This window comes from Kangiella geojedonensis, assembly GCF_000981765.1.
Lineage (GTDB): Bacteria > Pseudomonadota > Gammaproteobacteria > Enterobacterales > Kangiellaceae > Kangiella > Kangiella geojedonensis.
In genome coordinates, this window is sequence record NZ_CP010975.1 from 1,194,940 (window position 1) to 1,209,694 (window position 14,755).

Sequence of the window (14,755 nt, forward strand, 5' to 3'; positions counted from 1 at the left end):
TTGAAATATTCGTTATTTAGTGGACTAAACGCCTCATATTTCAAAGTCTTCTGCCTCGCCTCAGCGTTGTCTAGCTCTTTTATTATCTTCATAAGTTTAAATTTAACTTTAAAAAGCAATCTTAACTGATTGATATAAAACAAAATAGATTTTAAGTTGAGCAGTATTATGAGTAAAGCAGCATTTGTATTTCCGGGTCAGGGTTCGCAAGCGCTAGGTATGCTGGCAGATATTGCGGCGACGACGCCATTAATTGAATTAACCTTCGCTGAGGCGAGTGAAGGTTTGGGCTATAACTTGTGGGATTTGGTTCAAAACGATGAAGAAAAGTTGAACCAAACTCAATACACCCAACCAGCGTTATTAACAGCAAGCATTGCTGTGTGGCGTTTATGGTTAGAAAAAGGGGGCGAAAAGCCTGCTTTTCTAGCTGGCCACAGCTTAGGTGAGTACAGCGCTTTAGTAGCGTCAGGTGTTTTATCATTAAAAGATGCGGCGGCTTTAGTTCAAGCTCGTGGAGAGTTTATGCAAGCGGCTGTACCTGCGGGCACAGGAAAAATGGCGGCTATCATTGGCTTAGACGATGATAAAGTCCGTCAAGCTTGCGCTGATAGCGCCAATGACGAAGTGGTAGAAGCGGTAAATTATAATTCGCCAGGCCAAGTGGTTATTGCAGGTAGCGCTGACGCTGTTGAGCGCGCCATGGAAGCTTGCAAAGAAGCGGGAGCAAAGCGTGCTTTACCACTGCCGGTTAGCGTTCCGTCGCACTGTGCACTGATGAAGCCTGCAGCGGAGAAGCTCGCAGAGAGACTGGAAACGATTAACTTTAATAATCCTGACATACCAGTGATTAATAATGTTGATGTTTCAGCAGAAGCCACAGCGGATGCGATTAAAGATGCTTTAATTCGTCAACTGTATAACCCTGTTCGTTGGACAGAAACGGTACAGCGCTTGAAGGATGAGGGCGTAGAAACATTGTATGAGTGTGGACCAGGGAATGTATTGTGTGGTCTTGCTAAGCGCATTGATCGTGCATTAGCAGGCAAGCCATTAGGCACGTTAGATAAATTTGAAGCTGCATTAGCAGACTAATAATCGCTTAGGTAGGTAGATAACTCTATGAGTATTGAAGGAAAAATCGCGCTAGTTACTGGCGCAAGTCGTGGCATTGGTCAAGCCATTGCCCATAACTTATCTCAGTCTGGAGCCGTTGTGTACGGTACAGCGACATCTGAATCTGGTGCTGAGAAAATCACTGAAAATTTCAAAGCGGCTGGTCTTAATGGACAGGGCTTATGCCTTAATGTCACGGACGCTGATAGTATCAAGAATGTTCTTGATGCCATTAAAGACGAGCAGGGCAAAACACCAGAAATCCTAGTGAACAATGCTGGTATTACCCGTGATAACCTTCTGATGCGTATGAAGGATGACGAGTGGGACAGTATTTTAGAGACTAATTTAACGTCAATCTTCCGCCTGTCTAAAGCATGTTTGCGTGGCATGATGAAAAGCAAATGGGGACGTATCGTGACCATTGGCTCTGTTGTAGGAACCATGGGCAATGCGGGACAAGCTAACTATTCAGCAGCAAAAGCAGGCTTGATTGGTTTTTCTAAATCACTCGCTCGTGAGGTTGGTTCGCGTGGGATTACGGTGAACGTTGTCGCTCCAGGCTTTATTGATACTGACATGACAAAAGCGCTGAACGATGATCAGCGTCAGGCGATGTTTGACCAAATCCCAATGGCGCGTTTAGGCCAGCCGGAAGAAATAGCTAATGCTGTGGGCTTCTTGACGTCCGATCAAGCGGGTTATATTACTGGCGAAACGATCAACGTTAATGGCGGGATGCATATGATTTAGAGACATTTTTGGGATGTCTGACTTTGTTATAAGAAAAACTTTAAAGCATCATGTGTTAAAAACACACTCAGACTCTACAGTTTTTTCTTACGTCTTTTCAGACAACAAAAATAAGGTCTCTAAATACTTAATAAAGACTAGTAACGTTATTTGATAAATTAAGTTTTAACCATAACCTTAGGTTTTTTAAGTAGAAATTTTGTGAAAGGCAGGTGATTTTTGTTATTATCTGCTTTTAATTTTACACCAAAAGTTGTAACTTATGCGTGGTCTGACCTTTAGCTAAAAAGGTAATTTGCACTTGCAACTTTGGTTCAGTTAACTAAACTACCCACGCAGTGTGATACTGTGGAAATAAATGAGGAATTTAAACAGATGAGTACTATCGAAGAACGTGTAAAAGGTATCGTTGTTGAACAACTAGGTGTTAAAGAAGACGAAGTTACAGCTGAAGCTTCTTTTGTTGACGATCTAGGTGCTGATTCATTGGATACAGTTGAGTTGGTTATGGCTCTTGAAGAAGAGTTCGATACTGAAATCCCAGACGAAGAAGCTGAAAAGATCAACACTGTTCAAGCAGCTATTGATTACATTAAGGCTAATGTTGACGCGTAAGCCAACTCGTCTGCAAACTGTTCGTTATACTATCAAGACATCTTATTGTCATAGTTAACGAATACAATGGGTGAAATACGAAGGTATTTTGCCCATTTTTTTAAGTAGGTTATTAGTCATCACATACCGTATGGGTTCGGTCGAGCTCAATAAGAAGCATTCGCCACATACCGATATCTAGAGTCTAATAACCCAAGAAATTGATCGAGAGGTGTTTCCTTGAGTAAGCGTAGAGTTGTTGTTACTGGTCTTGGAATGTTAAGCCCGTTAGGTAATAACATTAAAGATTCATGGGAAGGTATTCTAGCGGCTCGCAGTGGTGCAGGCCCTATTGAAGATTTCGATGTTAGCGACTTCAATACTAAGTTTGCCTGTTCCGTCAAAAATTTTGACTCTGAGCCAGCGGTTTCAAAGCGTGATGCACGTCGTATGGATAAGTTTATCCAGTACGGTATTGTTGCTGGAGCTCAGGCTTGGGAAGATTCTGGTCTAGAAGTTACTCCTGAAAACGAGCGTCGAATCGGTGCATGTGTTGGCGCAGGTATTGGTGGCTTGGAAACTATCGAGAAGAATACACTACTTTGGGATAAGTCAGGCCCTCGTAAAATTTCACCATTTTTCGTGCCAGGCTCTATCATCAACATGATTTCTGGTCACTTGTCGATTAACTATGGCTTGAAAGGGCCTAACATTGCGATCGTCACGGCTTGTACGACAGGTGTTCATACCATTGGACATGCGGCTCGTATGATTGCTTACGGCGATGCTGATGCGATGCTAGCCGGCGGCGCTGAAAAAGCCAGCACTCCAACAGCATTAGGCGGTTTCGGTTCTGCAAAAGCATTATCGACGCGCAATGACAACCCTCACGCAGCGAGTCGTCCTTGGGACAAAGATCGTGATGGTTTTGTGATGGGTGATGGTGCTGGTGTGATGATGTTAGAAGAGTATGAGCACGCTAAAGCACGTGGCGCTAAAATTTACGCTGAGTTAACAGGCTTTGGCATGAGTGCTGATGCTTACCATATGACGTCTCCGGCGCCTGGTGGCGAAGGTGCTGCGTCAGCGATGGAAAATGCATTGAACGATGCTCAATTGAATCCTTCTGATATTCAGTACATTAATGCTCACGGCACCTCGACGCCAGCTGGAGATATAGCTGAAACCGATGCTGTAAAATCTATATTTGGAGACCATGCTAAAAAGGTCATGGTGAGCTCAACAAAGTCGATGACTGGGCACTTACTTGGTGCCGCTGGTGCTGTGGAATCTATCTTCAGCGTGATGGCTTTGGTTGATCAGGTAGCCCCACCAACAGTCAATCTGGATAACCCAGGCGAGGGCTGTGATTTGGATTATGTCCCTCATACTGCCAGACAGGCTGAGTTAAAGCATGTGCTGTGTAACTCTTTTGGTTTTGGTGGCACTAATGGCTCATTATTATTTAGTAAACTATAATTAGTTCGTTTGTTGTATCAAAGCCCTTGCCTCAACAGCAAGGGCTTTTTTCGTTGAATTATCAGTGAATTAGGATAACCTAAGGGGAGTTCTATTTTACCTAGGATAAATGTGCATATTGTTAACGGTATCTCCACAAAGACTATCAGTGCCGATGATCGTGGCTTAATGTATGGTGATGGCTTCTTTTCAACACTAAAAGTTCGTCATAACCAAGTTGAGCATTGGGCACTGCATGTGGACAGAATTCAGTTCAGTGCTGAAAAACTCCAGTTCCCAGTGGTTGATATATCCAAAATTGAGGAAGAGCTTGAGACGCTTATCGGTGCCCAGTCATCTACAAATGGCGTTATTCGTTTGACCATCACCAGAGGAAGCGGTCAGCGGGGCTATAAGCCATCTAACCTATCATCGCCTTCTACAATATTAAGCTGGAGTGAGACTTCAGAGGCTTTGCTCGCAGACTTGAGTCATGGTGTTGAGTTAGCGGTGTGCTCTGTTAATGAAAGCTCAAACCCGGCATTGGCTGGGGTTAAGCATTTAAATCGACTGCCTCAAGTTTTAGCCTCGAGTAAGATCCCAGATGACTGTTTTGATGGTATTATGCTGGCGGATCAACACATCATTGGTGGGAGTAAAACCAATATCTACTTTTACCGAGAGGGGGGGTGGCAGACGCCGAGTGTTACTCGCGCGGGGGTAGATGGAACCGTGCGGCGTTGGCTATTAGCTGCACAGAAAAATGTGAAAGAGGCGAGTTTAGGGCTGGAAATTTTGCACGATGCGCAATACTGTATGGTTTCTAATGCGCTTTACGGTATGATTCCTGTTACTAAAATTTTGCAGCATCGGTATGATATATCTCCAGAGATTGCCAACTTTCAGCAGCAATACCGAGACAGCGCATTAACCGAATAACGCTTATAACTATTTCTAAAAACTTAATTATTACTAAAAACTTAACTATTACGAAAAACTTTAATGAAAAAATTCTTTATCTTCATACTGATAGTATTAATTGCATTTGCTGGAGTTACGGCTTATTTGTGGCAGGGTTTTCAAACCTTTGTCGAGAGGCCTTTAGGCTTAGAGCAAGAGCTCGAAGTTAAAAAAGGTGAAAGTGCTTTCGGTCTAGGGCAACAATGGTATGACCAAGGTCGAATCGAGAACTACTATTACTACCAAATTTTAATGCGCTTAAAACCTGAGCTACGAGATATTCGAGCAGGGAACTATGCGGTCACACCTGACATGACTGCGATTGATGTACTGGAAAAGCTGGTCGCTGGCGATGTCATCACTTATCGGGTGACTCTAGTCGAAGGTGCGAATATCTATGAAGTTTTAGCTGCTCTTGCTAGTAACCAAGATTTAGTGCAGACGATTGATGACCAACAGGAGTTCGCTAAAATCTGGCATCAGTTAAAGTTTACCGGCAAGGATTATCCTGAGGGTTTGTTCTTTGCTGATACCTACCAGTTCACAAAGGGCGATACGGACGTTGATATCCTTAAGCGTGCTCATAAACGTCTTAACGACGTGCTTGAGGAGGAATGGGCCAGCCGCGCACAAGGCTTGCCTTATGAACAAGCATATGAGGCTTTGATTATGGCATCCATTATTGAGAAAGAAACAGCGGTGCCTAGTGAGCGAGCCCAGATTTCAGGCGTTTTTGTACGTCGTTTAGAACGCGGTATGCTACTACAAACAGACCCAACGATCATTTACGGCCTGTTGCCTGAGTTTGATGGTAATATTCGTCGTAAAGACATTAGAAATCCACACGAGTGGAATACTTATGTTCACAAGGGCTTGCCGCCAACGCCTATTGCTATTGTTGGTCGCGACGCCATCCACGCAGCTTTGAATCCAGCCGATGGCGATACGTTATATTTTGTAGCCAAAGGTGATGGTAGTCATCACTTTAGTAAAACACTAGCCGAGCACAATCGTGCTGTGCGCAAATATCAGTTAAAGCGGTAATGTTATGAGTTTACTTAAAGGTCGCTTCATTACCGTTGAGGGTACCGAGGGCGTTGGGAAATCAACCAATATGGCGTTCGTTAAACAATGGTTAGAGGCTAAGGGGCATGACGTTATCCATACCCGAGAGCCAGGAGGAACGCCTTTCGCAGAAGAAATTCGTGAGCTATTGCTGAGTAAGCGCGATGAAACTGTTAATGGCCAAACGGAGTTATTGCTCATGTTCGCTGCTCGTTGCCAACATGTTTATCAGAAAATACAGCCTGCATTAGCGCAAGGGACCTGGGTGTTATGCGACCGCTTTACGGACGCCAGCTACGCCTATCAAGGCGCTGGCCGTGGCTTAGGCTATGAGAAGTTGCGTGAGCTTGAACAATGGTCGTTACAAGGATTTAAACCCGATTTAACGCTGATGCTGGACTTGCCGATTGAAGTTGGACTTGAGCGTGCACGAAAGCGCGGGCCAGCAGATAGATTCGAAGAAGAAAAAATTGAGTTCTTCAATAAAGTTCGCCAAGGGTACTTGGATATTGCAGAGTCAGAGTCTGAGCGCATGAAAGTCATTAACGCTGAAGGTTCGATAGAAGACGTTCAGAAACAAATCGAACACACATTAGGAGTGTTCTATCAGCAGGTGGTTTCGGCATGAGTCTATTTGGCGACAATCAGCTCACGCCGTGGCAACAGGAACCATTTGAGCAGATTGCAAAACAGTACGCACAAGAGCAGTTACCGCACTCTATTTTAATGCTGGGTGAAGAGGGCGTTGGTAGAGACGATTTCGCGGTGTTTGTGGCGCAGTGGATGCTGTGTGGCGCGAGTGAAAAGCAGGTTGGCGCTTGTGGCCAGTGTAAAAGTTGTCAGTTATTCAAAGCCGGTAGCCACCCTGACTATCATTATCTTGATGTAGAAGAGGGGAAAACCCAGATTTCAGTCGCTCAGGTGCGTGAACTGATTGAGCATATGCAGGAATCGTCGCATCAAGCTGGCTGGAAAGTTGCTAATATCACCAATGTTCATGCGTTGAATGCCAGCTCCTTTAATGCACTTTTGAAAACTCTTGAAGAACCGCAGCCCAATACATTGCTTATTTTACAAGCGGAACAATTACAAGGAGTTCCTGCGACGATTAAAAGTCGGGCCCAGTTGCGCAAGGTCGGCGTGACTGATAGCGCAATGACCCGGCAGTGGCTTGAACAACGTCATGATTTTATTAGCCGTGAAATGGAAACAGGCATTCAGTTATTTCCGACGGCACCTTATAAGGTCGAGAGCTTTGTTGAAGAGGGCGAAGCTTTTAAAAGCGGCGAGTTTATTTATGACTACGCTGACATTGTCCAGGGCAAACAAACACCGATGGACATTGCGGAACGCTGGCAGAGTGAACTCGAGAACTGCGTTTTTTGGTGTCAGCTGATGTTTCATGACGTGCTATATATACAGCAAGGTGCGGGAGAGGACGATGTCCAACTCAAAGCTCAGTTTGGCGCGACAGCACCCATTGCTGACGCTATTTCGCCGAAAGGTGTTATGCTACTGTTAACGAAAATAATTGAATTGCAGCGGTTGATTAAGCTTAAAAGTCCAGCTAATCTAATGGCATCTTGGCAAAGTTTTTTAATTTACAGCTCGCAAATTGCCATAAAATACAAAAACATAGCGAGCTAACTTAAAGCTACATTACTTTTTTAAGGAATTCTTAGATGAGAATTGAAAGAACCGGTCCGGGGATTTTAACCATTCATGTAGAAGATAAAGAAGATCTCTACGCAGCATATATGCCGTTTGTGGTTAATGGCGGTCTTTTTATTCAAACCAATAAGCAGTATGACTTGGGTGATGAAGTTTTCATGTTGTTAGCTTTAGTGGACGAGCCTGAGAAGCTACCCATTGCCGGTAAAGTGGTGTGGGTAACTCCTATCGGTGCTCAGGGTAACCGACGCGCTGGTATTGGTATTCAGTTTAGTGACCAAGATAAAGGGAAAGCTAAGAACACCATTGAAAACATTCTCGCTGGAAAGCTGGAGTCTGACAAACCAACGCATACCATGTAACATCAGGCTTGAAGCCTCCTAGCCCATATAATTTTATGGGCTTCCATGTTACTCTACGCCGCTGAATAAATTGCTTTAATACTCTTAATCTATGCTGATCGATTCGCATTGCCATTTAGACCGCCTTGACTTAGAACCGTTTGATGGGAAGCTTGATAGTGCTTTAGCACACGCTCGCGAGCAGGGCGTTAAGCACATGCTGTGTGTTTGTATTACTTTGGACAAATTTAAAGACGTTCTTACAATCGCTGAGCAGAATGATGATATTTCTTGCTCAGTGGGCGTTCACCCCTTGTATGATGGTGTTAAAGATACTGATATTGATGCTTTGGTCGAGAGCTCGAAGCATGAAAAAGTAGTGGCGATTGGAGAGACCGGCTTGGATTATTTCTACAACAAAGAGCCGGGAAATCACCAGTTACAGCAAGAAAGCTTTCGCAAGCATATTCAAGCAGCAAACCAAGTGAACTTGCCTATCATCGTGCATACTCGAGATGCCCGCGAAGATACCATTCAAATCTTAAAAGAAGAAAATGCACAGAAGTGTGGCGGAGTTCTTCACTGCTTTACTGAAAGCTTAGAGATGGCTGAAGCGGCTATGGAGCTAGGTTTCTACATTTCCTTCTCGGGAATCGTGACGTTTAGAAATGCCGAAGAGTTACGCGAAGTCTGTCGTCGAGTACCTTTGGAGCGTATTTTAATCGAGACGGACTCACCGTATTTAGCACCAGTACCGCACCGCGGAAAATCCAATCAGCCAGCGTTTGTTAAAGAGGTTGGGCAGTTTGTTGCGGATTTACATGGTTTAACGTATCAAGAACTGTGTGAGATTACGGCTAACAATTACCAACGACTATTCTCAAAATCGAATATTTAAGCTTTGTCTGATTGCTTGTTCCAATAATGCACTCTTCATGATGCCGCATGCGCTAGGTGCTATGCGGCGCATTTTCTAGGGGTTTTCCCCAATATTATTCTTTATATGGTTTGTTCATAGTGGTTAGCGTTAAATAAATAACGATAGGACCAAACTATGAAAACTAAATTTAAAATGCTTTCAGCTTGTGTATTAACAGCGTTAGCCGGGGGTGCTCAAGCAGACGCGATTATTGGCCCAGATCTACAAGAAATGTTGCCAAATTTGCTTGAAAGCAAGAAAGTAATTATCACGACTCATGATCGTAGTGACCTTGATTCTGTGATGCTACAAGTTAATGCTCCTTACTTGAGCATGCAGGCTTTGCCGATGGCAGGCGCTTCGCTTAATAAGTTGCAAATCATGAATCTGGCGAACGATGATCGTGTTAAAAGCATCTACTACAACAAACCACTTGAGTATTTCAATTACACTTCTGCAGAAGTCACTGGTGGCCACTATGTGCACGACGTGGAAGGTGTTACTGGCCAAGGGGTTACAGTTGCAATCCTAGATTCGGGTGTTGATGGTACCCATCAAGACTTACCTATGGGCTCTAAAGTTATCGAGAATGTTAAAATCTTAAGCGACTTAGACTTGCTCGGTGGTAGCAACTACTTTATTGAAGGTGTTCCAAACACAGATACAAGCTCTGGTCACGGTACTCACGTGGCAGGCACAGTAGCGGGTTCTGGTGCGGCATCTGCGATGGATGCACGTCGTGCGAATTACCATGACGGTATTGCTCCTAATGCTAATTTAGTGGGCTTGGGTGCTGGTGAAGGTATCGCAATGCTGCAAACAATCGGTGGTTTTGATTATGTTATTGCTAACCGTGAACGTCTAGGCATTGATATTGTGAATAACAGCTGGGGTACTAGTGCTGGAGCTTTTGATCCAAACAACCCAGTGAACCAAGCATCATACGAAGCTTATAAGAAGGGTATTGTTGTAGCATTTGCGGCAGGTAACGATGGTCCGGGTGATGACACTGTTAACCCATACGCTATCGCTCCTTGGGTGATCAACGTTGGCGCAGGTAACCCTGATAAAGAATTAGTCGACTTCTCAAGCCGTGGTGTTGAAGGTGATACGTTCAAGCATGTTGATATTATTGCTCCAGGTAGCGGTATTATTTCAACCCGTGCTGCTAATACACCACTTCCTGCGCTTAGCCCTGTAATTGAGCCTGATTACCCAGATTACTACTTACACTATGCAGGTATGAGTGGTACGTCTATGGCGACGCCATTTATCGCTGGTGTTGCGGCATTATTACTTGAAGTGAACCCTGATTTATCGCCTGACCAGGTTGAAAGTATCATTCGTGACTCAGCTGATGAGATGCCTGGGTATAAGTTCCATGAAGTTGGTGATGGCTATGTTAATGTCAAAGCAGCAGTTGAGCTTGCGCGAAATACAGAAGGGAATCGCCGTGACTTCTTGAATGGTCAAACGGCTTGGTCTAGCCAAGGTTATTGGAGAGATGTCGATCAGTCGGACTCAAATATCGACTATACATCACGCTGGAAGCTTGTGAACTCAAGCGATAGCTTCGGTGGTTCTTACTTACAAACCAAGAAGCGTGGCTCTAAGGCGATGTTCGACTTCATGGGCGAAGGCATGCAACTTGTTTATCAAGCTAACGAGCAAGGTGGACGTGGCGAGCTTTTTGTTGACGGTCGCAGTTACGGTATTGTGGACTTTTATAGCCAGTCGCCAGAGACTCGTACATTTGCTGTACGCGATCTTTCAGCGCAAGATATTCATTCAGTAGAGCTTCGACATGTTCAAGGTAAAATTAACCTTGATGCTTTAAAAGTTGACGGTCAGTTGATCGATAACGGTATGTCAGTGGTAACTGAAGAGTTTTATGTTGAAGGTACGATTGGTCCATCAGCTGAAAACGTTCAAACACAAGACTTCCGCTTCTATGCTGACGACTCAGTTGCTTTTATTGAGTCAGATCTAAGCTGGGAAGGCGTTGCAGACCTTGACTATGAGCTTATTGACCCAAATGGTGAGTCGGTAGCTTCAAGCGCAACATTGGGCAACCCTGAAGTCATTGGGTATTCGCCAAATGAGGCTGGTTATTACACGCTTCGTGTGAATGGCTACGCTAGTGTGTTGACGAACTATCGTATTAACACAACCTTATCTAAGTTGGTACAAAACTAGAATCCCTGCGGTAATCAATTAGGGCCTTCGGGCCCTTTTTTTTGTGATGTCAGTCACGGTTTGTTGGGTTTTGGGGCAAATGGTGCTGTTTGTCTAGGGGATATCCCTCATTCCAAATGTATCTATTCTCAGGTCAAATAATAAATATTAATAACAACGATAACTATCGATAATCTAAGTGGAGCTAGATACTATGAATAAATCTTTATCAACATTGGCTTTATCTGCTGCTTTAGCAGGTTTTAGCCTTAATGCTGCAGCTGACGCCGTTATTGGTAGTCAACTTCAACAAGACCTTTTGAATATAAACCCTACCGATTCTGTCATGGCCGTTGTCACCTTTGACCAAATGGACAAAGTAAACAGTAGCCAAATGCAACAACTATTAAATTTAGGCCTAAGCGAAGGGGTGCAGTTCCAGTCGTTACCTATCGTTGGTGTACAGGCCACGCCTGCACAAATTCAAGCGATTGCACAGCTAGACGGCGTTCGTTCTGTATTCGCTAATCGTAGCCTAGAGTATTACAACGCAGAATCTCGAGTGATTACTGGCGTTGACCGTGTACAAAGTGATGAGTTCAGAGCACTGAACGGTACAACTTACACGGGTAAAGGCGTAACGATTATGGTGAACGACTCTGGTATCGACGCAACTCTTGATGATCTGGAGTTTGGCACCAAAGTCGTACAAAACGTCCAAGCGATTACACACGCGCAAGCATTAACCCTAACGCCAGTTCGTGGTACTTGGATTGAAGATCAATTGAACACTGACTTGAATGTTGGCCATGGTACTCACTGTGCAGGTACAGTGGCAGGTACTGGCGCACACTCAGACGGCAAGCATAAAGGTGCTGCACCAGATGCTGACCTTGTTGGTTACGGTTCGGGCGCTGGATTATCAATTCTAGATGCTCTCGGTGGCTATGATTACGCACTGACTCACTTATACGATTTCAACAGCCCAATACGAATCATGAGTAACTCATGGGGCTCAAGCGGTAAGTACGAGCCAGACGGCCCAATTTCAGTATCATCTTATATAGCTTACAAGCAAGGGATGCTGTCGGTGTTTGCTGCTGGTAACTCAGGTCCTGGTGAAGATACCAACAATCCATACTCTCAAATCCCTTGGGGTATGTCGGTTGGTGCTGGCACTAAGAGCGGCACGCTAATTGACTTCTCTTCCCGTGGTAAAAAAGGTGAAGAGGGTACCTTCACAATGCCAGATGGTGAAGAGTGGACTTATAAAAATGAAGTTTCTATCGTTGCTCCTGGTGTTGATATTATTTCAACACGCGCTAAGACAAACGTCGTGTCCAACGGTGGCGCAGACGATGTGGACGCTATCGAAGCTGAATACCTCCCTTATTACACCATGATCTCAGGTACATCGATGGCAACACCTCATGTTGCAGGTATTGCTGCGGTCATGTTGGAAGCCAATCCAAACTTGACGCCAATCGAGATTAAAAGGTTGATGATGGAAACAGCGACTAACATGCCGGGTTATGAAAAATGGGAAGTTGGTGGCGGTTACGTTAACGCAGAAGCAGCAGTAGCTGCGGCGTTGAGCTTCGACACTGATTACGACGTTACGGTTAATAACCTTAATGAATTTAACGCTAACGCAATTTTGATCCCTTCAGATGAGCCCATCCCATTCTCGGTTAACTATATTCCGGTGGGTAATCCTGATGAGTATGAGTTTTATGTTGGTAAAGACGTGGCCTTTATTTCTGCCTCAGCAGAAAACCTCGCGAATACTACCAAATTAAAATTAACAGCCCCTGATGGTACTGAATACTTTGGTAACTTAACACTTCCGGTGTTAGATACCGCTATGCGTGTTTCAGCTCCTGGTCAGCAAGGTATTTGGAGTATTTCTGGTTACGGTATGACTTCGCTTTCAGGCGTAGAACCCGATCCACTAGGGATTACGAATGGTCCGGGTGTCCCTGATGTGATTTCTGGTGAGATTACTCTGATTGAATCTGGCGGTTTCGAAGGTCTTAATGATATTTCTGGCCACCCTGCAAAAGGTGCTATTGAGTTTGCAGTGAGTGAGCGTCTGGTTGACGGCAACACTGACGGAAACTTCCTTCCAGGTGCCGCTCTAACTAAAGGTGACCTATCGAAATACCTAGTGATGGGTGCAGCTGTTAGACAATATCGTGATTTATTGAACCAGCCAAGCATCGGCTTTACCGATGTATCTGGTAGTGATGCCGCGTTTGCAGAAGCAGTGAGCGCACCAGCTGGAGCTCTTAAAGACGCACAGCGTACACAGGATGCCGTAGTGAGAACTTCTGGTTTTGAGTTTGATGCAAATGCCACCGTTAACCGTGCTGAACTAGCGTACTCTTTAGTACAGACCCTAGGTTTGCAAGCAGAGGCAGAGCAGTATGCAGATAGTGATATTACTGTTCAATATAATGGTCAAGCGGTACCAGTGGTTGACCAGAACTCTATTCCTATGGAACTGCGAGGCCACGTACAGGCGGCGTTGAACTTGTCACTGCTGAGCGTTGAGTTTGATATTGAACAAGGTCCGTTTGACCTGCAACCCACTTTGGTTGCTCGCTTCAAACCTTCAAACACAATAACCCGTGGTGAGTATGCCGTAATCATAGCTAGAACTTACGATAGCTACTACCAGTAAGCTATTGTTATATATAGTAAAGCAGGGGGTTATCCCTGCTTTACTGTTGGTTTTAAAGAGTAAGAACTTGTTGCAAAAAGAGTTAAATAAAAGTATTTTGATTGCATGCTCTTTATTACAAAAAGTAATGTTGTTTATGTAGTAAAGAGCGTTTTAGCTCACTGGAGGTACATAATGTCAAATTTCCTTAGCCGCTTAGCGGTTACCATTGTTGCGTGCGGCATATTTATGAGTGCACAAAGTTCACCGGTTGAATTGACCATCAATGGAGGAAAGAAAGTAGAAGCAGTTATTGAACTTGCTGGAGGCATCGAAGCCGATTTTACGATCAGTTTTGAGAATGCCATTGGTTTAAACGAAAACAGCATAGGGTTAACGGCTGAAGTTATTGATATAACCGACCTCAGTATTCTAAATCGCTTGCCATCAAGCCTTAATACAAACCTATTGTCGGCTTTTCCAATGCTAATCACTGTAGAGCCACCTTCAGGTCAAGGCTTATCTTTTGAAGGATTAGTTACGGTTGATATCCATACACACAACCTAGAATATACCGCTGGAACTCCGCTGAGGTTGTTTAAAGCGCCACTGGGTGGTCAGTTTAAAGATATCACCATGACTATGGGCTCGGGCAGCTATCGTGCTCGTGGTACCACCGGAAAATTCTCGCAATTCTTGATTTTGGCGGATCTTAGATTGCCAATCACAGTTGTGAATACGAAGATGAGTAACTTATCGAGTGCGTTGAGCGGTTTTTCATCACAAATGTCTTCCGTAACCTATACGTCACTCAACGCCAAATTAACAGAAGTACAGCAGTTGATTACTCAGCAAAACTACACTCAAGCTAGCAACAAACTGAATGAATTTAAGCAGTTAGTTGAAGCCTCTAGCGGCGTTGATATTCCAGATGTGTGGCGTTCAAGCCGCGATATCGACAATGTGGCGGGTGAGTTGATGGCGTTAGCGAATACGCTTCGCTTTAGTTTGCGTTTGATTAATTAGTGAGGTGTTGAGATT

At 44.3% G+C, this 14,755-nt stretch carries 13 protein-coding genes; all 13 read left to right on the forward strand.

From position 1 onward, the window contains the following. Window positions 1-168: 168 nt before the first annotated feature. Window positions 169-1,095 (forward strand): ACP S-malonyltransferase, encoded by a 927-nt coding sequence (gene fabD, locus TQ33_RS05265; RefSeq protein ID WP_046561128.1) that lies wholly within the window; start codon window positions 169-171, stop codon window positions 1,093-1,095. Between the two features lie 27 nt (window positions 1,096-1,122). Beyond that, complete coding sequence (gene fabG, locus TQ33_RS05270) at window positions 1,123-1,869, forward strand: 3-oxoacyl-ACP reductase FabG (RefSeq protein WP_046561129.1); 747 nt, start codon at window positions 1,123-1,125, stop codon at window positions 1,867-1,869. 375 nt (window positions 1,870-2,244) lie between these two features. Next, window positions 2,245-2,484 carry an acyl carrier protein gene (gene acpP / locus TQ33_RS05275; protein WP_046561130.1) on the forward strand — a complete coding sequence of 80 codons (240 nt, stop codon included), beginning with the start codon at window positions 2,245-2,247 and terminating at the stop codon, window positions 2,482-2,484. A gap of 219 nt (window positions 2,485-2,703) precedes the next feature. Further along, on the forward strand, window positions 2,704-3,942 hold the full coding sequence (gene fabF / locus TQ33_RS05280) for a beta-ketoacyl-ACP synthase II (protein ID WP_071841095.1): 1,239 nt from the start codon (window positions 2,704-2,706) through the stop codon (window positions 3,940-3,942). A 111-nt stretch (window positions 3,943-4,053) separates the two neighbouring features. Continuing rightward, window positions 4,054-4,860, forward strand: coding sequence for an aminodeoxychorismate lyase (gene pabC, locus TQ33_RS05285; protein ID WP_052735213.1), 807 nt, complete (start codon window positions 4,054-4,056; stop codon window positions 4,858-4,860). A 63-nt stretch (window positions 4,861-4,923) separates the two neighbouring features. Continuing rightward, on the forward strand, window positions 4,924-5,925 hold the full coding sequence (gene mltG, locus TQ33_RS05290; protein WP_046561133.1) for an endolytic transglycosylase MltG: 1,002 nt from the start codon (window positions 4,924-4,926) through the stop codon (window positions 5,923-5,925). Between the two features lie 4 nt (window positions 5,926-5,929). Further along, complete coding sequence (gene tmk / locus TQ33_RS05295) at window positions 5,930-6,574, forward strand: dTMP kinase (RefSeq protein ID WP_046561134.1); 645 nt, start codon at window positions 5,930-5,932, stop codon at window positions 6,572-6,574. Next, complete coding sequence (locus TQ33_RS05300; protein WP_046561135.1) at window positions 6,571-7,593, forward strand: DNA-directed DNA polymerase; 1,023 nt, start codon at window positions 6,571-6,573, stop codon at window positions 7,591-7,593. Before tmk ends, TQ33_RS05300 begins: the two co-directional genes overlap by 4 nt. Before the next feature lie 35 nt (window positions 7,594-7,628). Further along, window positions 7,629-7,979: a PilZ domain-containing protein gene (locus TQ33_RS05305; RefSeq protein ID WP_046561136.1), complete on the forward strand. Its 351-nt coding sequence runs from the start codon at window positions 7,629-7,631 to the stop codon at window positions 7,977-7,979. Window positions 7,980-8,070: 91 nt separating this feature from the next. Next, window positions 8,071-8,856 carry a TatD family hydrolase gene (locus TQ33_RS05310; protein WP_046561137.1) on the forward strand — a complete coding sequence of 262 codons (786 nt, stop codon included), beginning with the start codon at window positions 8,071-8,073 and terminating at the stop codon, window positions 8,854-8,856. 156 nt (window positions 8,857-9,012) lie between these two features. Continuing rightward, window positions 9,013-11,073, forward strand: coding sequence for a S8 family serine peptidase (locus tag TQ33_RS05315; protein ID WP_046561138.1), 2,061 nt, complete (start codon window positions 9,013-9,015; stop codon window positions 11,071-11,073). 193 nt (window positions 11,074-11,266) lie between these two features. Further along, the gene (locus TQ33_RS05320; protein WP_046561139.1) at window positions 11,267-13,735 is read left to right on the forward strand and encodes a S8 family peptidase; all 2,469 of its coding nucleotides are present in this window, start codon (window positions 11,267-11,269) and stop codon (window positions 13,733-13,735) included. Window positions 13,736-13,909: 174 nt separating this feature from the next. After that, window positions 13,910-14,740, forward strand: coding sequence for a DUF6689 family protein (locus TQ33_RS05325; RefSeq protein WP_046561140.1), 831 nt, complete (start codon window positions 13,910-13,912; stop codon window positions 14,738-14,740). Window positions 14,741-14,755: the final 15 nt, after the last annotated feature.